The sequence below is a fragment of the Microcoleus sp. C2D2 genome (assembly GCF_036702495.1).
Taxonomy (GTDB): Bacteria; Cyanobacteriota; Cyanobacteriia; order Cyanobacteriales; family Microcoleaceae; genus Microcoleus.
This window is the reverse complement of the sequence record NZ_JAUBTO010000015.1, coordinates 23,752-45,439: the sequence shown is the minus strand read 5'-3', so window position 1 is coordinate 45,439 and position 21,688 is coordinate 23,752. Positions and strand designations below refer to the sequence as shown.

At 43.7% G+C, this 21,688-nt stretch carries 15 protein-coding genes and 1 pseudogene; 9 read left to right on the top strand and 7 right to left on the bottom strand.

Going from position 1 to position 21,688, the window contains the following annotated elements:
* Nucleotides 1–142: 142 nt before the first annotated feature.
* The 7 genes and pseudogenes from QUB61_RS07615 to QUB61_RS07585 form a co-directional block, all read left to right on the top strand.
* A pseudogene (locus tag QUB61_RS07615) lies at nt 143–454 on the top strand (helix-turn-helix domain-containing protein); the annotation flags it as partial.
* A gap of 343 nt (nt 455–797) precedes the next feature.
* A complete protein-coding gene (locus QUB61_RS07610) occupies nt 798–1,979 on the top strand; it encodes a transposase (protein ID WP_333125744.1) in 1,182 nt (393 codons plus the stop codon).
* Nucleotides 1,980–2,117: 138 nt separating this feature from the next.
* Nucleotides 2,118–3,956 carry a carbamoyltransferase gene (locus QUB61_RS07605; protein ID WP_333125747.1) on the top strand — a complete coding sequence of 613 codons (1,839 nt, stop codon included), beginning with the start codon at nt 2,118–2,120 and terminating at the stop codon, nt 3,954–3,956.
* A gap of 1 nt (nt 3,957) precedes the next feature.
* On the top strand, nt 3,958–4,362 hold the full coding sequence (locus tag QUB61_RS07600) for an SxtJ family membrane protein (protein ID WP_333125749.1): 405 nt from the start codon (nt 3,958–3,960) through the stop codon (nt 4,360–4,362).
* A complete protein-coding gene (locus tag QUB61_RS07595; protein ID WP_333125752.1) occupies nt 4,362–4,526 on the top strand; it encodes a DUF5989 family protein in 165 nt (54 codons plus the stop codon). The genes QUB61_RS07600 and QUB61_RS07595 overlap by 1 nt, the downstream gene beginning before the upstream one ends.
* 15 nt (nt 4,527–4,541) lie before the next feature.
* The gene (locus tag QUB61_RS07590) at nt 4,542–5,660 is read left to right on the top strand and encodes an alginate O-acetyltransferase AlgX-related protein (protein WP_333125754.1); all 1,119 of its coding nucleotides are present in this window, start codon (nt 4,542–4,544) and stop codon (nt 5,658–5,660) included.
* A 151-nt stretch (nt 5,661–5,811) separates the two neighbouring features.
* The gene (locus tag QUB61_RS07585) at nt 5,812–7,302 is read left to right on the top strand and encodes a transposase (protein ID WP_333125756.1); all 1,491 of its coding nucleotides are present in this window, start codon (nt 5,812–5,814) and stop codon (nt 7,300–7,302) included.
* Here the strand turns inward: QUB61_RS07585 and QUB61_RS07580 are convergent.
* From QUB61_RS07580 to QUB61_RS07550, 7 genes are all read right to left on the bottom strand, one after another.
* Nucleotides 7,189–7,950, bottom strand: coding sequence for a transposase (locus QUB61_RS07580; RefSeq protein WP_333125759.1), 762 nt, complete (start codon nt 7,948–7,950; stop codon nt 7,189–7,191). The two genes, QUB61_RS07585 and QUB61_RS07580, sit on opposite strands and share 114 nt — an antisense overlap.
* Nucleotides 7,904–8,383: a transposase gene (locus tag QUB61_RS07575; RefSeq protein WP_333125761.1), complete on the bottom strand. Its 480-nt coding sequence runs from the start codon at nt 8,381–8,383 to the stop codon at nt 7,904–7,906. The genes QUB61_RS07580 and QUB61_RS07575 overlap by 47 nt, the downstream gene beginning before the upstream one ends.
* Nucleotides 8,384–8,554: 171 nt before the next feature.
* On the bottom strand, nt 8,555–9,502 hold the full coding sequence (locus tag QUB61_RS07570) for an aldo/keto reductase family protein (protein WP_333125764.1): 948 nt from the start codon (nt 9,500–9,502) through the stop codon (nt 8,555–8,557).
* A 133-nt stretch (nt 9,503–9,635) separates the two neighbouring features.
* Nucleotides 9,636–10,973: a guanitoxin biosynthesis MATE family efflux transporter GntT gene (gene gntT, locus QUB61_RS07565; RefSeq protein ID WP_333189888.1), complete on the bottom strand. Its 1,338-nt coding sequence runs from the start codon at nt 10,971–10,973 to the stop codon at nt 9,636–9,638.
* 387 nt (nt 10,974–11,360) lie between these two features.
* Nucleotides 11,361–16,889 carry an AAA family ATPase gene (locus QUB61_RS07560; RefSeq protein WP_333125769.1) on the bottom strand — a complete coding sequence of 1,843 codons (5,529 nt, stop codon included), beginning with the start codon at nt 16,887–16,889 and terminating at the stop codon, nt 11,361–11,363.
* Between the two features lie 194 nt (nt 16,890–17,083).
* Nucleotides 17,084–18,643 carry a UDP-N-acetylmuramoyl-L-alanyl-D-glutamate--2,6-diaminopimelate ligase gene (locus QUB61_RS07555; protein ID WP_333125771.1) on the bottom strand — a complete coding sequence of 520 codons (1,560 nt, stop codon included), beginning with the start codon at nt 18,641–18,643 and terminating at the stop codon, nt 17,084–17,086.
* A gap of 200 nt (nt 18,644–18,843) precedes the next feature.
* Nucleotides 18,844–19,149 (bottom strand): glutaredoxin family protein, encoded by a 306-nt coding sequence (locus tag QUB61_RS07550; protein WP_333125820.1) that lies wholly within the window; start codon nt 19,147–19,149, stop codon nt 18,844–18,846.
* A gap of 594 nt (nt 19,150–19,743) precedes the next feature.
* On the opposite strand from QUB61_RS07550, the gene QUB61_RS07545 reads away from it, so the two are divergent.
* Both QUB61_RS07545 and QUB61_RS07540 read left to right on the top strand, forming a co-directional pair.
* Nucleotides 19,744–21,021 carry an ATP-dependent DNA ligase gene (locus QUB61_RS07545; RefSeq protein WP_333125773.1) on the top strand — a complete coding sequence of 426 codons (1,278 nt, stop codon included), beginning with the start codon at nt 19,744–19,746 and terminating at the stop codon, nt 21,019–21,021.
* A gap of 88 nt (nt 21,022–21,109) precedes the next feature.
* Nucleotides 21,110–21,685, top strand: a complete 576-nt coding sequence (locus QUB61_RS07540) for a Uma2 family endonuclease (protein WP_333125776.1) — start codon at nt 21,110–21,112, stop codon at nt 21,683–21,685.
* Nucleotides 21,686–21,688 lie beyond the last annotated feature (3 nt).

Below are 21,688 nucleotides of genomic sequence, written 5' to 3'. Positions count from 1 at the left end.
TAATCCCGCCTACCTACTTATCTTCTTGAGTTTCCAGGGAGAACGCCTAAGTCTAAAATAGTTCTTAAGTAGGTCGGGCTGAAAAGACTGAAGTATGTAAAGATAGGTAAACTAGGCAACAGTTGTAGCTAGGTAATGAGTCATGGGTGCGCGACTGAGAATTTTCCTCAAAGCAGAAGAAGACAGAACGTTATTTGAGATGAGGAAGGCGAGTACAGTACCGCAAAGGGTAAAAGATAGAGCCGGAGCACTAAGGCTCATTGCTCAAGGATGGTACGTGGAGAAAATCGTCAACTACTTCAATTGGCATCCGCAAACGGTGCGCGAGGCGATTCATCGGTGGGAAAAGAAGGGACTCGGAGGATTATGGGAGGATCCAGGGCGTGGAGGAAAAGCGCGTTGGCAAGCCGTTGATATTGAGTACCTGGAAACGTGCCTGCCGCAAGAGAATCGTATTGGTGATTGGCTCTTTTACCAGTGAAAGCTACATCAAAATCATAGATAAGCAAGCTCGTCTTGTTGCACAAGAGTTTGCCAAGACTCGACGGATTCGTGTCCGAGTCCAAGATAACGGAGCGATTCATAAGCTGTTAGTCATTTAAATTTATTGCCTCAACCCCTTGCAGTATGGGGTCTGGCCCACAAATAGTGCAGTTTGAATGTCGAACAGCTTACCAAGAAACTGGGTCTAAAGCCCCGTCCTTCTAGGACGGCTTTAATTTCCTTTATAACTGTAAAAATTTATTAAATAAACACATAAATAAGAAAAGCATTCGTAGGTGTGGTAAACTAATTGCATGATAACACTAGAGTTCAAATTGACAGGCAAAGTAGAGCAATATCGGGTCATCGACGAGATGATCCGAACAGCTCAATTTGTCCGAAATAAAACTCTTAGATATTGGATGGACAATCAAGGAGTTAAACTCGTTGATTTGTACAAACAATGTGCTGTTATGGCGAAGGAGTTTGAGTGGGCAGGCAAGCTTAACTCGATGGCACGTCAAGCGATGGCCCAGCGTGCCATTTTTGCTATCCAACGTTTCTTTGCTAATTGCAAGGCGAAGAAGCCAGGAAAAAAGGGATACCTGCAGTTTAAAAAACACACTAGATCCGTCGAATACAAAACTTCTGGTTGGGCGCTTTCTGCCGATAAAAGATGTTTGACTCTCAAAGACGGTTTCGCAGCGGGAAAGTTTAAACTAATCGGCAATCGGGATTTGCATTTTTATGCACCCGATGAGATAAAACGGATCAGAATTGTGTGTCGTGCTGATGGATACTACGCCCAATTTTGTATCAACGTGGAGCGAAAAGAGGAACCTATTATTACTGGTAAAGCTATTGGAATAGACGTGGGACTCAACCATTTTTATACCGATAGCGATGGTGAAACGGTTACAAACCCTCGGCATTTCCGAAAAAGCGAAAAAGCTTTGAAAAGATTGCAGAGACGAGTTTCTCGAAAAAAGAAAGGCTCTAGCAATCGGAAAAAAGCTATCAACAAGTTAGGAAGAAAGTACCTGAAGGTCGCTAGGCAGCGTAAAGACTTCGCCATTAAGACGGCGCTGTGCGCGGTAAAATCTAACGATTTTGTAGCCTACGAAGACCTTCAGGTTAAGAATATGGTCAAGAACCACAAGCTTGCTAAATCAATTAGCGATGCAGCTTGGAATCAGTTTGCTCAGTGGCTGGAATATTTTGGGAAAATATACGGAAAAACAGTAATTGCTGTTGCACCTCAGTACACTTCTCAAATGTGTTCAAATTGTGGCAATTTGGTTAAAAAAACGCTGTCAACTCGCACTCATATTTGTGGTTGCGGTACAACGTTAGATCGCGATCGTAATGCTGGAATCAATATTTTGCAGAAAGGATTAAAGCAGGCAGGAATCCTTTTAAATACGGCGGGGCACGCCGAAATAAACGCTTGGGGACAGACCGATCTCTACTCGCTGGTGGTGACAAAACAGAGATAAGTTCGACTGGCCGATCCAAGAATCCTCCCGCCTTCAGGCGCCCGGAGTGTCAACTACTTAAATCATTACCATTTCAGCAACGCCTTTATTTTTTCCCTGTCCACCTACTTAGACTTGTTTAAATTTAAAGTTATTGAGATGCACATTTTAGGAATTTCAGCTTACTATCACGACAGCGCCGCCGCTTTAGTGGTTGATGGAGAAATTGTTGCCGCTGCTCAACAAGAACGCTTTTCGCGAAAAAAGCATGATGCTGGTTTTCCTGGACAGGCGATCGCCTACTGTTTAAAACAGGCAGCGCTCTCCTTAAAAGAGGTAGAGCAAATTGTTTTTTATGACAAGCCATTAATCAAGTTTGAGCGTCTGTTGGAAACCTATTTAGCCTATGCGCCAGAGGGGATAGGCTCTTTTATTACTGCGATGCCAATTTGGCTCAAAGAAAAGCTGTATCTCAAGATAGTCCTCAAAAAAGAGTTAGCAAAACTAGCAGGATGCACAAGCGCTGAATTACCCCCTCTCTTGTTTACCGAACACCATCAAGCCCATGCGGCTTCAGCATTTTTTCCCAGTCCATATCAACGTGCTGGTGTACTTTGCTTGGACGGTGTAGGTGAGTGGGCAACTACCTCGGTTTGGTTGGGTGAAGGAAATCAACTCACACCCCAATGGGAAATTCGTTTTCCTCACTCCCTTGGTTTGCTCTATTCAGCCTTCACGTACTACACAGGTTTTAAAGTTAATTCAGGAGAGTACAAACTCATGGGTTTAGCTCCCTACGGTGAACCAAAATATGTAGACCACATCTTGAACAATCTAATAGATATCAAAGATAATGGTACTTTTCGGTTGAATATGGATTACTTCAACTACACAGTTGGATTAACCATGACTAATCATAAGTTTCATACTCTATTTGGCGCACCACCCCGTCAACCCGAGGGCAAAATTACTCAAAAAGAAATGGATTTGGCCAGTTCCATTCAACGAGTAACTGAAGAAGTGGTTCTCCGTCTAGCCAGAAATATTAAACAAGAACTAAATACTGATTATCTCTGTTTAGCCGGTGGTGTTGCCCTGAATTGCGTCGCTAACGGACGAATTTTGCGAGAAACGCACTACAAAGATATTTGGATTCAACCGGCGGCTGGAGACGCCGGTGGTGCAGTAGGAGCCGCCTTAGCTGTTTGGCATCAGTACCATGAAAAAGCACGCCTCCCCAAAGATGGTGATTCCATGCGGGGTAGCTATCTCGGTCCTAGCTTTAGTGAAGCCGAGATTCTTTCGTATCTCAATTCAGTTAATGCGCGTTATCAACAACTTGACGATCGCGAACTCATGCCTCACCTAGCCACAATTTTAGAGCAGGGTAAGGTCGTCGGTTGGTTCTCTGGACGGATGGAGTTTGGACCCCGTGCTTTGGGGAGTCGTTCGATTATTGGCGATCCTCGCAATCCTAAAATGCAGTCTGTGATGAACCTGAAAATTAAATATCGAGAATCTTTCCGTCCTTTTGCTCCTTCAGTCTTAGCCGAAAAAGTAGGATACTACTTTAACATTGACCGTCCTAGCCCCTATATGTTGCTGGTAGCACCAATCAAAGAAGAATTTCGTTTTCCCATGACCCAACAGCAGGAACAACTGTTTGGGATCGATAAGTTAAACATCAAGCGTTCTCAGATTCCAGCAGTTACTCACGTTGATTATTCGGCTCGGATTCAAACAGTTCACCAGGAAACGAATCCCCGTTACTACGAGTTAATTCGCCATTTTCAGGCACGAACTGGGTGTGGTATGCTCATAAACACTTCTTTTAATATTCGTGGTGAGCCGATTGTTTGTACTCCAGAAGATGCCTATCGGTGTTTTCTGAGAACTGAGATGGACTATTTAGTTCTAGAAAATTTCTTATTAGCCAAATCAGAACAGCCAACTCAGACACAGGATGATTCTTGGAAAAAGGAGTTTGAATTAGATTAATATGGAGCAAATCAAAGAACTTGACAACAAAGGATTACGTGAATTTGGACTTATTGGGGGTGCAATTGTAGCGGTTATATTTGGTCTTATCTTACCCGTTTTCCGCCATCATTCTCTGCCAGTATTGCCGTGGATTATTGGTATATTTCTCGGTATTTGGGCTATCGTGGCCCCAGCAACTTTAAATTTTGTTTACCAAATCTGGATGAGGATTGGACTGGTTTTAGGATGGATACAAACGCGGTTGATTCTTGGCATAGTTTTCTATGTGATTATCTGCCCTATGGCACTAATCAAGCGGCTGCTCAATCAAGACACAATGAGGCGGAGTTTCGAGCCGAACTTATCTAGTTATGCGTTGACCAGCCAAATCAAAACTAAAGAAAGTATGGAGAAGCCCTTCTAATGCTAAAAGACACTTTGGATTTTCTCAAAGACTTGGGTGGATTTCTCAACCAGCAAAGAAATTACTGGCTAATCCCCTTGATTGTCACCTTAGTTTCCTTAGGAGCATTGATTGTTTTTGCTCAATCTTCTGCGATCGCACCATTTATCTACACCTTGTTCTAAATCCGGGAGCAATTCATGAAAAGGCTCAAGTCTTGGTTGCAAAACCTGCTACTCATTCTAGCTGGAGTTCTAGTTGGGCTGTTGATAGTTGAAGGGTTTGCTGTTGCCACAGGAGTTGCTGTTCCTAAAACTCTTGTTTTTATGCATGATTTTCATCATGGTTTTTTGGAGCCTGATGCACAGCTTGGTTTCAAAGCTAAACCAAACAATTTGCGAAGTATGCATAATTTTTGGGAGGAAGGAGGTGGAGCAAATGTAGCCATTAATACCGATAAATATGGGTTTCGTAATCGCAACAAAGATTATGCTGAGTCTGATATTTATTTTTTGGGAGATTCCTTTACTTGGGGGCTATTCTTAGAACAAGAAAAAACTTTTCCTTCACTTGTAGAAGCAGGACTTGAGCAATCTGTAATTAATTTAGGAATACCTGGTTATGGAATTGAACAATACGAAATATTGTTTCGCAACTGGGTGATAAAATATCAACCTAAGATGGCAATTTTATCTTTATATTCTAATGATTTTAAAAATTTAAATTCTTCAGAAGAATTGAAAAATTTCTATGAGCTTAGTGGTGTGAATAAATATGAGTCATTAGCATGGTATAAGAAAACATTTTTATATCAACTTATAGGTTTTTATAAAGAAACGAGAAATAAATCTAACAATCAATCCGACGGAAAAATGTCTGAAAAAGGTTTCTTTTTTTACAATCCGGAGAGACTTGGTTTAGAGGGTTATTACATGGGTGGTATTGGTGTGAGTAGCGACTATCTGACATCAACGGCTAAAACCCAGGTGGAGTCAGCGATTTTACGGTTGATAGAAATCGCAAATTCAACTAACACTCAACTCTTTATTTTTTTGATTCCTACAAAAGAATCAGCTAATATCAAGGAGTACATAAAACTATTTCCCAGCGGCATTGACTATCTTGATATAGAACACAATGCTTATCAGCAATTATGTCAACTAGCAAAGTCAAAGAATACTGTCTGTGTCGATTTAACGGAAGCATTTAGACATCACAGTGAAAATGAGAAACTCTATTTTGATATAGATTCTCATTGGAATGTTGCTGGACACAAGCTGGCGGCTCAATTAATTATGGAGACGCTAGTAAAAGAATAAAACCTATCGAAACATCGCAGAAGTTGAGAACCCCTGTGCTTTTAGCTAGGGGATGAAAATGACTTATAGGCTTTAGCCTAATGTCTCCATTATTTGCTACGTTGATTTTCAATAGCAGATCAGATACTTAACTACAGGAGGTGATGACAGGTTGTATAGAACAATTCCAATCGAAGCTAAGTTCAACGAAGAAGAAAAAGCCTTTTGGGTTGACCAGTGCGAACACGCTAACAGCCTAATCAATTGTGCTGTTTACCATACCCGTCAAAGCCACTACGCACAACTCGAACAACAAGAGAATGCGTTCAGGACTTACTGGCGTGAAGACGAACTTTGCTACGGTTGGAAAACCTACAAGTGCCAGACTTTTTATCCTGAACTGGACAAGGTTCTTAAGGAGAATCCTCACTACAAGGCGATGGCGGCTCAGTCAGCACAGCAAACCCTCAAGACTATTGGTGAGTCGATTGTGAGCTACAACGGTTTAGTTAATCTCTACTACAGAGGAGAAGTTGACAGACCTTCGTTGCTAAAATATAGAAAGAAAGGCGGCTTAGGGATTGTTACTTTTCCCCGTCAAGCTTTGAATTACAAAGATGGATGTTTTTACCCATCAATTAGCAGACAAACCAAGCCACATCTAATTACTGATATTGCATTGCCTCTGCCAGAGTTCATTGATTCGGACTGGGTCAAGGAAGTAACAATTCGTCCCAGTTATGGCGAACTGTGGATTGATTGGGTGATAGATGACGAAAAGACAGTAATTACCAGCAATCCCAACCTTGACTACTCACAGGCTTGGAGTTTTGATCGCGGAGGAACAAACTGGTTAACAGGTATTTCAACTCGCGGCAAGAGCCTCATTATTGATGGGCGTAAGCTCAAGTCAATGAATCAAGGTTATTGCCGCCTAGTTGCCAAGTATAAGCAAGGAAAGTCGGATTTTTACTGGGACTCTAACCTTGACCGGGTACAGCGCCAGCGTAATAACCAGATGCGTGACGCTGTCAACAAAACAGCAAGATTTATCATTAACGGGTGTCTTAGCGACCGCATTGGCAATCTTGTTATTGGTTGGAACGAGGGACAGAAACAGCGTTCTGACATGGGAAAACGCAACAATCATAATTTTGTTGTTATTCCCACGGGGCGATTAATTGAGCGCCTAAAACAACTTGGCTTGGAGTACGGAATAATCCTCACAATTACTGAGGAAGCTAACACAAGTAAAGCCTCATTTCTGGATGGTGATTCTCTGCCGAGACATGGTGAAAAACCCAAAGGATGGAGAGCGTCAGGTGTCAGAGTTGAGCGCGGTATGTACAAAACATCTCAAGGAATTTTGGTTGACGCTGACTGTAATGGCGCTGCCAACATTATGAGAAAAGTAGCGACACAGCTAGGTATTAACCTAGCCGAGGTGGGTAGGGAAGCCTTGACACTTCCACAACGATTTGATTTGTTTAGACGACTAGATAAATCATATCTTGACACTCTCCGGCGTAAACGCACGGAGATTCTTGGTTCAACCAGTCGGCTTGCCCGTTGGTGTCACCACCAACGAGTAGAGGTCGGTCTGTCCCCAAGCGTTAATTCCGGCGTGCCCCGCCGTATTTATTTCAATTCCTGTTTGCCGTAGAGCCTTCGCTAAAATATTCAGCGCGGCATTGTGGTCGCGGTCTAATACGGTTCCGCAATTACAGATATGAGTCCTAACCGATAACGACTTTTTAACCGCGCTGCCACAACCCGAACAGTCTTGGGATGTATATTGAGGAGCGACAGCAACAACCGTCTTTCCGTACACTTTCCCTAAATATTGCAACCACTGAGCAAACTGATTCCAAGCTGCATCGCTGATTGACTTAGCAAGTTTGCGGTTTTTCACCATGTTTTTAACCTGCAAATTTTCGTAGGCGATGAAATCGCTAGATTTCACTACGCACAACGCCGTCTTGATGGCGAAGTCTTTACGCTGCCTACTGACTTTGAGGTGTTTTCTCCCTAGTTTGTTGATAGCCTTCTTGCGATTGGCTGACCCCTTCTTCTTTTTAGAGACTTTTCGCGCGGCTCTCCGAAGTGCCTTCTCGCTTTTACGCAGATGGCGAGGATTAGGAACGGTTGCTCCGTTACTGTCAGTCAGAAAGTGATTCAACCCAACGTCGATACCTATAGCCTTACCTGTTGGATTAACTTCCTCTGTCCGTTTTACGTTGACGCAAAACTGGGCGTAGTAGCCATCAGCCCGACGGACAACCCGAACTCGCTCGCATCTCGTCAGGAGCATAGAAGTGCAAGTTGCGAGAACCGACTAATTTAAAAGTACCTGCTGCAAAACCGTCGGTAAAAGTCAGACTTCTTTTGTCAGAAGAAAGCTTCCATCCTGATGTTTTGTACTCCACAGAGCGCGCGCACTTCTTAAATCGCGGATATCCTTTCTTTCCAGGTTTATTGGCTTTGCAATTAGCGAAGAAACGTTGGATAGCAAAAATGGCACATTCAGCCGAAGCCTGACGTGCCATTGAGTTAAGTTTTCGGGCCCATGCAAACTCACACGCCAATATGGCGCATTGTTTGTAGAGGTCTGACAGCTTAACGTTTTGATTATCCATCCAATAGCGTAGAGCCTTGTTTCGGATAAACTGAGCGGTTCGGATCATGTCGTCGATGACCCGATATTGTGCTGGCTTACCGTTTAACTTGTACTCTAGTGCTATCATGCAAACATTCTAGCACTTTATAGCAGTTTGTGGCTATAAAAAGAAAAGCCGTCCTAAAAGGACGGGGCTTTAAACCCAGGTTTTCGGTAATCGTTGCGTAGCGGGTCTTCTAGACCCGCTACGCAACATCCGCTTAAATCCCCTTGCTTCCAGCGAGGGGAGATGTCAACCTTACTTGTGAACCACTGATACCAGTACCTGGTCAATTGCTGCCAATACGTCCGCATCCAGTTGTACTCCTGATGCAGCAGCGTTATCAACAATTTGTTCCGGACGACTAGCACCGATAATGGCTGAAGATACGTACTCAGACCGCAGTACCCAAGCCAGGGCTAACTGTGGCATACTCAACCCTAAGTCTTGGGCAATGGGTTTCAGTTTCTCTACTGCTGTTAGAATGCGATCGCTAAACAACTCCTCCAGCAAAAACCAATTCATTTTTTCATTTGCAGCGCGAGAATTTTGAGGTGGAACTTGTCCTGGCTGGTATTTGCCTGTAAGTACACCTTGAGCTAATGGCGACCAAACAATCTGACCAATACCATTAGCTGCACACAATGGAAAGACTTCAGCTTCCGGTGTGCGCCACAGCATAGAATACTGAGGCTGACTGGAAACAAAGCGTTCAACACCAGCAATATTGAACGCAGATTGAATTTGCTCTGGACTCCACTCGCTAAAGCCGATGTAACGAGCTTTTCCCTGACGCACTACCTCAGTGAGTGCCGTCATTGTTTCCTCCAAAGGTGTGTTCGGATCGTAGCGATGACATTGATACAGGTCAACATAATCGGTACGCAATCGATTTAAAGAAGCATCGATTTGTTTTCCGATCTGGGCTGCGGACAGTCCTTGGTCAGTAGGTGATGTGGGAAAGAAGACCTTGGTCCCTAGGATATACGACGATCGCTCAATTCCTTGTAATACTTCCCCTAGAAATGACTCAGCGCCACCAGCCGCATAAGAATTAGAAGTGTCAATGAAGTTAATACCAACGTCAAAGGCTTTGTAAATGCAAGCCTCTGCATTTTGCTGTTCTACACCCTCACCAATACCCCAGGAACCCAGACTGATTTCAGAAATATGCAATTCGCTGTTACCCAATTTTCTGTATTTCATTTGTATTTCTTATTTCACAGTTTTTTTTATATTCATTTACGAAAAAATGAATATAATTCGTCACAATAATTGTAACAGTCCAAGATACTACAGGGCAATGATAGTTTTGGCGGTCTTTTCAAGATAAATTAAATTATGAGTTGGCGACAGGCTCCTTTTCCTCATTTGATTGCAATGTCATAGGTATCTGTATTCCCGAAACTAACGTGCAAGATAACATAAATACGGATAAAGCTAACCATAAATAATGATTGCTATGAAAATAAAATGTTGATAAACATAGAAAGATAAGTCCCAGTAAGCCACTGACCAAGTACGTATTGCGTACAGCAGAACCCTCACCCAAGCCAGAAAAATATCCATCTAGAACATAAGCAACTCCCGCGCCCGCTACAACAACGGGTATCCAAAGGATATAAATTTTAATTGCTTCTATCAATTCTGAATGGCTAGTGAACAGATGAAATATAGGGTCAGTAAAAAAGACAGCAGCTAGCCCAACTACTAAACTAATCACCAGATTAGTTGCTAATGCAATTTGCAAAAGTGGCACAAATTTATCTGTTGTTCCTTGACCTTGAAAGTTACCGATTAAAGTTACAGTAGCGTATTCTACTCCATCACACATATACATACTTAATGCTACTATTTGGAGGAGTAAAACATTTTCAGCCAGAACCTCAGTCCCCAATGTTGCACTAAAAGCATTGAAAAGGATAAAAATAGATACGATAACTATAGACCTAACAGATAGATTGCCATTCAGAACAAAAGCAGTTTGCAATGCGGAGAAATTTAGGACTTTTCCTGTTAAACTACCTATTTCTTTTAAGGAAAATTCACGACCAATCATCACAAGCGCTACAAATAAGGTTATATACTGGCTAATAGCCTGCGACAATCCCGCCCCCATGCTTGACCAATCCCAAAGGACAATGTAAAGGTAATTCAGTGCAACATTAGCAACATTCCCAATAATAGTGAGGAAAAGAACTTTGCGGTTTTGTTCTCTTCCAAGAAACCATCCAACTAACACTAAGTTGAGGAAAGCCGCGGGCGCTCCCCAAATCCGACTATTAAAATAAGTAATACCGGCAAGTTGCACATCGGGAGTAGCGTTCAACAACATAAAGCCTAGCTTCCCCAAAGGGTATTGCAGCAGCAGAAAAAGCATACCCAATCCCAAAGCGATTAAACCATTTTGTAGCCCTGCTAGAAGTATGGCTTCTCGGTCATCTCGTCCAACTGCTTGAGATGTAATTGCAGTTGTTCCTGACTTGATAAAAGAACAACTTTCGTAGAGAAAATCAAACAAAATAGCACCTAATGCCACCCCTGCTAAATAACTAATGTTTGACAGGTGTCCCAGGAAAGCTACGCTGATTGCACCCGATAAGGGTATTGTAATATTCGAGACTACATTGATAGCAGCCATTTTCAGAAAGCGATATATAAAGTCGTATTGATGCAATGTCAAAGTCCCTTGGTATAGATACTGGAGTCTAGTTTATCAGTATTTTTTGCCTAATGTCAACTTGAAATGAAGTCAAGCAGAATAAACGGAGGAGAATCAGGGAGCTAGCTCCCTAGGTGTAGTGGCCCGCAATCATAAACAGTCCGGCCTGCAATCAAATAGGACTTACGCATTGACAAAATAGCCTAAATATGTATCAGGTGCTAAAATTATGGAATGCCTTCGGCAAAAGAAGTTTCCGCCATCACAAACAGTTGCAAAAGCCCGATAAATGCTGAGTTTTTGCCTGTAAATTAATGTTGAATTTAGCTGTTAGTTAATTTTCCGCTTTCCGACCTACTTTTTGATATCGCAAGATAGACTTTTGCACGATGTCTATTAGTTTTAATCAATTAAAATCTCAATGACAAACTCCGTTCCTTCTCCCAGTACAGAAATACAACTCAGTTTTCCGCCGTGTTTTTCTTCTACAATTTGACGCGCGATCGCCAGTCCCAGCCCAGTCCCTTGGCCCACGTCTTTAGTGGTAAATAGATGGTCGAAGATACGATTTTTTACCTCTTCCGACATTCCGTTTCCGTTATCGGCGATGGAAATTTTTACCCGTTCACCTTCCACTTTCGTCCGAATAGTGATTTGATTGGGATGGGCTTGAAGATAGGCAAAATTTCGTCCTTGATTGGATTGTTCTAAGGCATCGATCGCATTTGCCAGCAAATTCATAAATACCTGGTTTAATTGTCCCAAATAACATTTGACTTTGGGAATATTGCCGTACTCTTTAATGATTTGAATTTCAGGATACTTGTCGTTAGCTTTCAGGCGATGACGTAAAATCATTAAAGTGCTATTGAGTCCTTCGTGGATATTTGCCTCAACTTTATGTGCTGTATCGGCGCGAGAGAAAGTGCGGAGGGAGGTGCTGATGTTTTTGATGCGCTCGCACCCTATTTTCATGGAACTCAACATCTTGGGTAAATCTTGTACTAGATAATCTAAATCTATTTCCTCTGCTTTCTCAATCAATTCTGCTCCTGGTTGAGGAAACTTTTCTTGATAGAGACGCAAATAATCAATTAAATCTTGGACTCCAGCATTAGCTTCATTAAGGTTCCCGGCAATAAAACCAACGGGGTTGTTGATTTCATGGGCCACCCCGGCCACTAGATTACCTAATGCTGACATCTTTTCACTTTGGATCATTTGCATCTGAGCTTGCTGAAGTTCATTCAAAGTCTGCTGCACTTGATGATAAAGGCGGGCATTCTCCAGAGCGATCGCCGCTTGGCTAGAGAGAAAATTCAGCACTAGGAGGCGATCGTGACTAAACACCCCACTGGTTATGCGATTTTCTAGATACAAAATGCCGATCAAATTCCCCTGATTTAGAATTGGCAAGCCCAGCAAACTCTCCGGTTGGTGGTGCTCTAAATAATCGTCAATCACAGGCAGATCGGTTTTGAGGTGATCGATGGCAACTGTTGCTAGGGTGTTTTTGACATACTGAATTAATTTAACCGGAACAGTGGGATTGTTCTCTAGGGGTGACCTTTGCAGGCTAATGTGTTCCCAGGTAGCCATCGCCCGCACTTGCCATTGTCGATCTCGGTAGAGCATGAGTACACAGCGATCGGCTCCGGAGTTTTGTAGCATGGTTTGGGTAAGAATTTGCACCAATTCATCCATGTCGATCGTGCTAGAGATGACTTGAGAGATTTGCAGCAGGGTCGAAAAATCTAGAGCATGGTTGATGGAGGTGCTTGAGGTAATTTGCTGGCTGCTCGAAGAAATAGAGGAGGTGGTATTGGTGAGCGTGGAGAGGGTTTCAAAAATAGTGAGGGGCACGGCTGCCTCTTGTAAGATGGGGCGCAGCAGATGGGGATAACGTTTTTCTAGGTCATCGGTTTTCGCTTTTGCTCGCCAGCGGGCGTAACAATAGTAGGCTTCCTGCATATAGCCGGCAGCGACTTTTTCTTTGCCCCAGTCGAGGTAGAATTTAGCGGCGAGTTCGTGGGCGAGGGCTTCTTCGTTGAGAAATTGGTTTTCTTGAGCGAGTTGAATGGCGCGATCGTACAACTCAGCAGCCTGCCATTTTTCTTGAGCAACACGAGCCATCTCCGCCTCTAAAAGCAGAAATTTGGACAGACAGTTTTCAGGACTGTTGTCTGCCCAAACTTGAAGTTGTTCCCGATTCTTCTGAATAACTTGTTGATAATCTTTTGGTTGTTTCTGGGCTGCTACCCCATAAAGTTGCAATAGACTCAAAGACTGATAAAAACAATGCAGGACAGGTTGAAATTGCCCATAGAGTGTATTAGAAAACTCGGCCGCCGCTACTAACATTTCATAAGCCTTAGCATACTCACAATAGGTGAAAAACAAAAAGGCTTTAGCGAAATAGTAAGTGCTACTGCCATAGCCATAGCCAATTTCATTGAACGTTGCTAGCGCAGACTCTTCATCAAATGTTTCAGAGCTAAGGCTGTACTTCCCTATCGTTAGCCCTTGCAAATTCTCTAGCAGCTTGCACTGAAGAATTAGGGCAAAGGCTGTCGTAATCTCCGTCCGTTCGGCAAAGCTGATGTACTTTTCATGTCGGGCCAGCAAACTGTGAATATCGCTGGAGACGATCGCCTGTTGCCAGAAACTGAACAGAGCACTGTGATGACACCAAGAAAAATCGCCTACCTCCATTGCCCCCTGATAAGCAGCTTGTTGCAGAGCAAGATTAGAACTAACGTGCTTGCGCCAATGGTTGATAAAGTTGCCGAAGGACATATAAATTTTGCCATTCAGGGTGGTGTTATTAAATTTTTCATTCACCTTCAACCCTAAAAGTCCAAACTCATAGCCCAATTCATAGTCTTGAAAGCGTTGGCAAAGAATTGTCCCATACCAAACATAAACAAAACCCGCCACATTGGTATTCCCGTATTGCAAACAGAGATTGGTCATGTGTAAAACAACCAACACTAATAACTCCTGATTAGTCAGGTAAGTGGGCGGTACCATGTTCATTAGCAGTTTGATCTGCATCTGGCGTTCTTCATCGACAATGAGCGGTGCGTCGATCAGTCCTGCAACGGCGCGCTGATTTAAGGTTTTTTTAACTGCCAGAGCCATCGCTTCTAACTCCGCTTCGTTTGGCATAATCGACAGTTCTAAGCCTAACAGTCTCAGCCCTTCAATTCCTACCTGGATAGCCTTTTGATAAAGTGCCTTATTTTGATAATGAGTTAGCTGAATAGCAATAATTTTTGCTCGATCGAGACTAGATTTAGCATTGCTAAAACATATTTTTACTAAATTTTCAGCTCGGTCAAAGCTGCCACCCAAAAACTCAGTCTCAATACTTTCCAAGTAGACAATAAATGTCAATTCATAAGCAGATTCCCATTTATTACTGGGTAGGAAACTTAAACCGAACGCTAAATATTTTATCGCCGATTCATAAGCAGTTGAGAGTTTTGCTCTCTGCCCGGCAAAGAGACTAATCTTAGCTAACTTAGTTCGTTCTTCCTGCTGCGTTATTAACTCAGAGGCAATGATAAAATGATTAATAATATCGAATACTTCTTCTCCTCTTTCAACTTCGGAGAAATTCGGTAGAAGCAACTCTCCTATTTTGAGATGGGTTGCTTGCTTTTGGTCATCGGGAATTAATGAATAAGCAGCTTGCTGAACCCGATCGTGTAGAAATTTGTAGTGAGGTAATTGAGCGGTGGTATTTGGCAAGGTGGGGGTGCTTTTCCGCTCTTCTTTCCCTAGATAAAACTTGTAAATTTCACTGGTTGGTAAGATGAATCCTTCTTGCAATGATTTCCACAAATCTGCAGCAGTTTCTTCTGGCGACTTCTCGCTGACTACCGCCAATGTATTCAAATCAAAATGCGCTCCAATGCACGCAGCCAACTTCAGCACTTCCTGAGTTTCTGGCGGCAACTTCTGCAATTGCACCGCCATAAACTCCACCACATCCGAGGCGATAGTTAGGGCTTTGACTTTGGCAATATCGCACTGCCACCCTCCTGTTACCCCCCTCTGTCCCCCCTTGGTAAGGGGGGATGAAAGGGGGGTGGGGTTAAACACAATCAGCCCATCTTCCTGTAGCGCTTTGAGAAATTGCGTGGCAAAAAATGGATTGCCTTTGGTTTTGTGATAAACTAACTCGGTTAATGGCTGAGCAAGAATGCGATCGCACGAGAGCGTATCTGCTATCAAATCGTTAATATCGACTTGACTCAGAGGTTCCAAGGTAATAGTATTTACCGTTACTTGGGATTTTTCCATCTCTGCTACTGCCAACATAAATGGATGAGCCGGGGATACTTCGTTATCTCGATATGCCCCAATTACCAGCAAATTCTGACTATCTTTTTCACTCATCAACACTTGCAACAGCTTCAGGGATGCTGAATCTGACCATTGCAAATCATCCAAAAAAATCACTAAGGGATGTTCTTGTGTAGCAAACACAGAGATAAATTTTTGGAAAAGTAAATTAAAACGGTTTTCTGCGGCACTTCCCGAAAGTTCAGAGACAGGCTGTTGTTTGCCAATAATTCGTTCGAGTTCGGGAATTACTTCTACAATAACTTGACCGTTTTCGCCAACAGCAGTGATAATTTTTCTTTGCCATTGTTCGAGTTCAGCGTCACTTTCTGAGAGTAATTGCTCCATTAAATCTCGGAATGCTTGCACAAAAGCACTAAAGGGAATGTTGCGTTGGAATTGGTCGTATTTGCCTTTGATGAAATAACCGCGTTGGCGAACTATGGGTTTGTGGATTTCGTTGACTACAGCGGTTTTCCCAATGCCAGAAAATCCGGCAACTAGCATCATTTCGCTGCGGGATAAATTCGAGTCACCCGAGCTCCCCTCAATCAAGGGAGAGTCTTCTTTTGAACCGTTTCTATCGTTCCCCAGAAGAGCCTGGGAACGAGAGCTAGAGGGGTTTGCTACTCGATCGAATGCTGCTAATAATGCAGCGACTTCGGTTGCTCTGCCGTAGAGTTTTTCTGGTATGATAAAGCGCTCGCAAAAATCCTGCCTCCCAATGGCAAAACTCTCTATTTTACCTGTCTCATTGATTTGCTGCAAACAATTTTCTAAATCGGCTTTCAGCCCTAATGCACTCTGATACCGAGATTCGGCACTTTTGGCTATCAATTTGCTGACAATTGCCGAGAGGACAAGGGGAATTTGGGGATTAATTTCACGTACCGATGGCGGGTGGTGGGCAATATGACAGTGGATCACTTCCATCGGATCGCTGGATTGAAATGGCAATTTTCCTGTCAGCAACTCGTAAAAGGTGACACCGAGAGAATAGAAATCTGTGCGGTAGTCGAGGCCGCGATTCATTCTTCCTGTTTGTTCGGGAGATAAATAGCTGAGTGTTCCTTCCATCACTTTGGGACTCATCAGCATTTGAGTCTCTCGCGGCAGCAATGATGCAATACTAAAGTCAATGAGTTTGACCTGTTTAGTCTCAGGATTAATGAGGATGTTGGTGGGTTTAATGTCTTTGTGAATGATGCGGTGGCGGTAAAGTAGATCTAATGTATTGCTCAGGTCGATCGCAATTTGGAAAAACTCAACCAGAGAAGGAACGGTTTTCCCTTTCCCCGTCCATTCCTTCAGAGAAATTCCCCCGAAGTCTTCCACAATCAGCGCATAGCCGTTCCGGTAGGCTTCCAAGCTGTAGGTTTGGATGATTCCGGGCAAATTCAGGTTTTTGGCGATCGTGTATTGATTGCGAAAATGCAAGAGTTGGCTGAAGCTGGGATACTCGTTGCGCAAGACTTTGATGGCTACAGGTTTTTGGTCCCAGAGGCGAGTTCCGCGATAAACTAGGGTGCGAGTGCCTGAGTAAACTCGAGCGAGAATTTGATAGCCAGTTAGTTCTATCATAGCAATAATTATTTTTTTATTAGAAATTTTTGTCTTACTATTTATTATAATCTAGTGCAAATTCTTATAATAAGAGTGCAAATCAGATTCTACCTTAGTAGAAATACTGAAAAATAAAACAAATTTCGCACCCAGGGAACAGCTAACCGTTAACAGTTAACCGACTTCAGTTAACCGTTAACAGTTAACCGACTTCAGTTAAGCGAATTCATCCTGGCTTTCAAGGCATCTCGCGCTTGTTCTCGATCGTCAAAATGGACTTTTTCGGTACCAAAAATTTGATAATCTTCGTGTCCCTTTCCGGCAATCAGCACGCCATCTCCCGGTTTAGCGTCCATAATAGCAGTGCGAATTGCAGAGGCTCGATCGCAGATCGCGATCGGCTTTACGGCAGCGGGAATTCCTGCTAAAATATCCTCCAAAATGCGATCGGGATTTTCGGTGCGCGGATTGTCGGAAGTAACAACAGTTAAATCGGCTAATTCTGCAACGATTTTACCCATGATCGGGCGCTTAGTGCGATCGCGATCGCCGCCGCAGCCAAACACGCAAATCATCTGACCCGGAATAAACGGCCGCGACGCCTTCAACAAGTTCTCCAAACTGTCTGGAGTGTGGGCGTAATCCACAATCACGCTAATATCTTGGTCGGGACTAATTTGCACCCGTTCCATCCGTCCCGGAACTCCCGAAAACTGAGATAATTTGTCCACAACTGCGGACAAATCTAAACCCAATCCTAAAACAGCACCGACAGCAGCCAACATATTTGATAAATTGAACTGACCGACTAAAGGCAAAGAAAAAGCTGTTTCGCCCTTGGGAGTGTGCAGCATTCCCTTAACTCCATTGGGCTGATACTGCAAATCAAAAGCATACAAATCTGCCGTTTTCAGAACTGTGCTGTAACTCCAAACTCGGTCGGGATTGAAAGTTTCAAATATCCGCTGGCCGTAGGGGTCGTCAATATTAATTACAGCGCGATTTTTGAGGTAATCCGAACCAAACAAAAGGGCTTTTGCCTCAAAATAATCTTCCATATCGCGGTGATAATCGAGATGGTCTTGAGTCAAATTTGTAAAGACAGCAACTTCAAAAGAACACCCCAAAACTCGCTGCTGTGCTAAAGCGTGGGAACTGACTTCCATCACGCCATATTTGCATCCGGCGACTACAGCTTCTGCTAATTGCTTTTGCAGGTCAACCGCAAAAGGTGTGGTGTAAAGTGCAGTTTGTTGGAAGCCCGGCCAGCGAGTATAAAGCGTGCCGAAAATCGCCGTCGGCAACTGTATTTGATTGAGCAGAAATTCGATTAAATGAGTTGTTGTAGTTTTGCCGTTAGTCCCGGTAACGCCGACAAGTTTTAATTTGCTAGCTGGATTGTCGTAAAATGCGGTTGCTATTTGACCGCAAACTTGAGCCATATCGGCTGCTGCTATGACGCAGGGAACCTCTTCTAGCCCCTTGCTAAGGGGGGAAGGAAGCTCTTCTAGCCCCCCCTTGCTAAGGGGGGGTTGGGGGGGTGTTTTCTCGGCTGCTTGGGTGGAAATTATGGCGGCAAGTGCACCAGATTCGATCGCACTTTGCCAAAAATCTCCCCCGTCTACCCGCGTTCCCGGCATTCCCAAAAATAAATCCCCCGACTTACAAGCGTGGGAATTAGTGGATAAACCCTTGACTTCGGCATCGAGGGCGGGATGTTTGGCGTCAAAGGAAATGCTGGGAACTGCTGCTAATAATTCTCTCAATTTCATCTGAAAAACTCCTCACTTGGATGTCTTGAATATGACTTGCGCAACACATTTTTTGAGCCGCTATCTACAAGTCTTTGCTGTGCGCGGTGCAAACCCTATGGGTTTTGCTGTGCCCGGTGCAAACCCTATGGACCTAGAGTAAAGTGCGCACCGCGCACCCCGAGGCCAGGATTAAGACCTGAGTTTTTGCGTAAATCGTATTATTGTGACGGATCGATTTGCAAATATTTCTGTAACATTTGCTCCAATTGGACTACACTGCAGCGGGGAGAAGGACGGGGTAACAGTTCTTCAGGAGAGAATGCAGCCTCGCCAGCAGAATTTATTGGCTGGGGCTGGACTTTAAACAAAACTGGAACTTCGTACTGATAAGCTTGAAACCAGTCATCGCGTTCGGTAATATCTCTGACTTCGAGTTGAAACTTGAGGCTTTCAATCTGTTCGAGTTTTTCTTGCAACCCTTGGCACAAGTGGCATCCGGGTTTGCTGTACAAAATCAATCGCATCATAACAGTAAGATTAAACTCGATCTTAAATTCTCAAACCTGCGATCGCAAGTTGGCGAACCCGACTTTGCAATAAGCAAGCCGTGGCATCATTGACCTCAAGGCGCGATCGAGGTTATCTTAGCATTTGCGGCGAACAGATTACTGCGCTTGACCTCAAAACACGACTACAACCCCCTCTCTCTTTCTTCTCTTCCTCTGTGCCCTCTGCGCCTCTGCGGTAAAAAAATAAATCTAGTTCACCAATGAAATATTTAGGTTTATTCACAACCACCTATTTAGATTTTAGATTTTAGATTTTAGATTTTAGATTGGGAAGGGATGACTATCATGGTTTGGATCTTGCCTGCAGTAGCATTTTTTTTTGCGAACTGGTATCAATTTGAGATTGGGGATTGGAGATTTTAGATTACTCTCTTTCTTCTCTTCCTCTGTGCTCTCTGCGCCCTCTGCGGTAAAAAAATAAATCTACTTCACAAAGGAAATACTTAGGTTTATTCACAACCACCTAGTTGTAAACTTAGTTCTAATTAACTTGACTAATGAATCAAGTTAAAGTATATTGTCAAAATAGCCCTACAGCAAGGAGGCAGTATGGACTGCACCGAATACGCCGAAGCAAAGCGAAAAGCAGCTAAAAAAATTAGCGCCGACATTCGAGAACGCTGGAACAATCGCATCGTCACGCGAGGATTGCACTTGATGGGTGAAGCGGGGGCCGTGCAGTATTTGGCTGATTACGGGCGCGGCATCGGTACGGCAAAAGTTATTGGTTTTGCACTGTGCGCGGAGTCGGAAGGATACCCCGAAATGGCGATCGGCTTTTGGAAAAGAGCGTTTGAATTAGAAACCGGAGAAAAGCCGATCGCCCTGAATCCTCCAAACAAATCTAGCACCAATCTTGCTCCGGCTGCAAAATCAACGACGGCTGCCAAAATAGAGACTGTTTACAATCCGATTGTTCCCGAATTACCACCGCATTTGCAGCCGGGAAGGATTGTCACGATGCAGCCGGTGGACGCGCCGAGTGAACGTTCTTATTACATCGAAAATCCCGATTATTGGGGACAGCCAAAACGCGACGGCAATCGAGTAGTTGTCATTGCGACGCCAGATCGAGTATACTACCAATCGCGATCGACTAACCTGCGGCAACAGGCATCGGTTGAGATCGATCGCGCATTAATCGACACAGCCGCTAAAATTGGCACCTTTGTTTTAGACGGCGAACTGTATTACAAAAGCTGTACGGGCAGCGAACACCGCACCGGGGCGCAAGCTGCTACAGTTAATATTGAAAGCGGTTTTCCGACCGCCCAGCCAACCGCAGTTTATGCCATTTTTAAATGTTTGTTTTCCCACGGCAAAGACCTCACTCAAATCGCCGAATCAGAACGCATTGCTGGGGGAGTAGCCCTTGGCGAAATGCTGGCTAGTTTGTCGAAAGAATTTGAAATTATACCGACCTATCGCACCGCAGCAGAAAAAGTTTTACTAGCCCAGAAGCAGGAAGCTGAAAACAGAGAAGGAGAAGTTTGGGTTCTGCACGACTGCCACTATGTCGGCGGCAAAGATGTTAAGAAATATCCGATGGTGAGGACTAAATACTGTCAGGAAAACGATTTGTTTATTGTCGGGCTGACGCCGACAAAAGTTGCGGGGCGGCCTTTCAGCGCGATCGAAGTCGCGCAAGAAATTGAGGGCAAATTAGTGCCAGTAGGAACAGTAGGAACGGGTTTTAGCGCCGGGGAAATGCAGGAAATTGCCCGACTCTACGAGGCTAACCCTCGGGGAGTCAAAATTAAAGTGCGATCGCAGGGTTTGACGGAAAGTGGCAAATTGTGGCACGCCAGATTTTTAGAGTTGTGTTAAATTTGTAGGGAAACGGCAGTGCAGTTTCCAACCCGGGTCTGCGAAATTTAACAAATAGTATCAAATAAAATCAGCGGAGGAAATATCAATGTTTGTCAGCAAAAATAATTTCTACATCTCCCCAGAAGATTACCTAGAAGGCGAACGAGTAAGCCCCATCAAACACGAGTACAGGCGCGGACAGGTTTATGCAATGACTGGGGCAAAAAAGCCCCATATCATTATTTCAGTAAATTTAGCAAGTTTGCTTAACAATCATCTCCGCGAGAGTTCCTGCTTAGTTCTTTCATCAGATATAAAAGTCCGACTGGAAGAGGCTAATTGTTATTACTACCCTGATGTAGCGGTGACTTGCGACGAAAGAGATACAGGTTCTACTGAAGATTTCATTCTCTATCCATCTTTAGTAGTTGAGGTATTGTCGCCCTCAACGGCAGCTTTCGACAGAGGCGATAAATTTGCAGATTACCAAACTGCATCGAGTTTGCAGGAATACGTACTCATCACTCAATCCGAAATCAAAATTGAATGTTTTCGACTCAATGCTGAAGGAAATTGGGTTTCTCAAACTTACCGACAAGGAGATGAGTTAGAGTTAATGAGTATAGATTTTAGCTGCCCGATCGCCCAAGTTTACCAAAAAGTCCCCGGCCTTATATTGTGATGT

Bases quoted from the DNA above. Each gene is read 5' to 3' on its own strand.
- QUB61_RS07610 (WP_333125744.1), top strand. From the start codon at position 798: ATGATAACACTAGAGTTCAAATTGACAGGCAAAGTAGAGCAATATCGG.
- QUB61_RS07605 (WP_333125747.1), top strand. From the start codon at position 2,118: ATGCACATTTTAGGAATTTCAGCTTACTATCACGACAGCGCCGCCGCT.
- QUB61_RS07600 (WP_333125749.1), top strand. From the start codon at position 3,958: ATGGAGCAAATCAAAGAACTTGACAACAAAGGATTACGTGAATTTGGA.
- QUB61_RS07595 (WP_333125752.1), top strand. From the start codon at position 4,362: ATGCTAAAAGACACTTTGGATTTTCTCAAAGACTTGGGTGGATTTCTC.
- QUB61_RS07590 (WP_333125754.1), top strand. From the start codon at position 4,542: ATGAAAAGGCTCAAGTCTTGGTTGCAAAACCTGCTACTCATTCTAGCT.
- QUB61_RS07580 (WP_333125759.1), bottom strand. From the start codon at position 7,950: ATGCTCCTGACGAGATGCGAGCGAGTTCGGGTTGTCCGTCGGGCTGAT.
- QUB61_RS07575 (WP_333125761.1), bottom strand. From the start codon at position 8,383: ATGATAGCACTAGAGTACAAGTTAAACGGTAAGCCAGCACAATATCGG.
- QUB61_RS07570 (WP_333125764.1), bottom strand. From the start codon at position 9,502: ATGAAATACAGAAAATTGGGTAACAGCGAATTGCATATTTCTGAAATC.
- QUB61_RS07560 (WP_333125769.1), bottom strand. From the start codon at position 16,889: ATGATAGAACTAACTGGCTATCAAATTCTCGCTCGAGTTTACTCAGGC.
- QUB61_RS07555 (WP_333125771.1), bottom strand. From the start codon at position 18,643: ATGAAATTGAGAGAATTATTAGCAGCAGTTCCCAGCATTTCCTTTGAC.
- QUB61_RS07550 (WP_333125820.1), bottom strand. From the start codon at position 19,149: ATGCGATTGATTTTGTACAGCAAACCCGGATGCCACTTGTGCCAAGGG.
- QUB61_RS07545 (WP_333125773.1), top strand. From the start codon at position 19,744: ATGGACTGCACCGAATACGCCGAAGCAAAGCGAAAAGCAGCTAAAAAA.
- QUB61_RS07540 (WP_333125776.1), top strand. From the start codon at position 21,110: ATGTTTGTCAGCAAAAATAATTTCTACATCTCCCCAGAAGATTACCTA.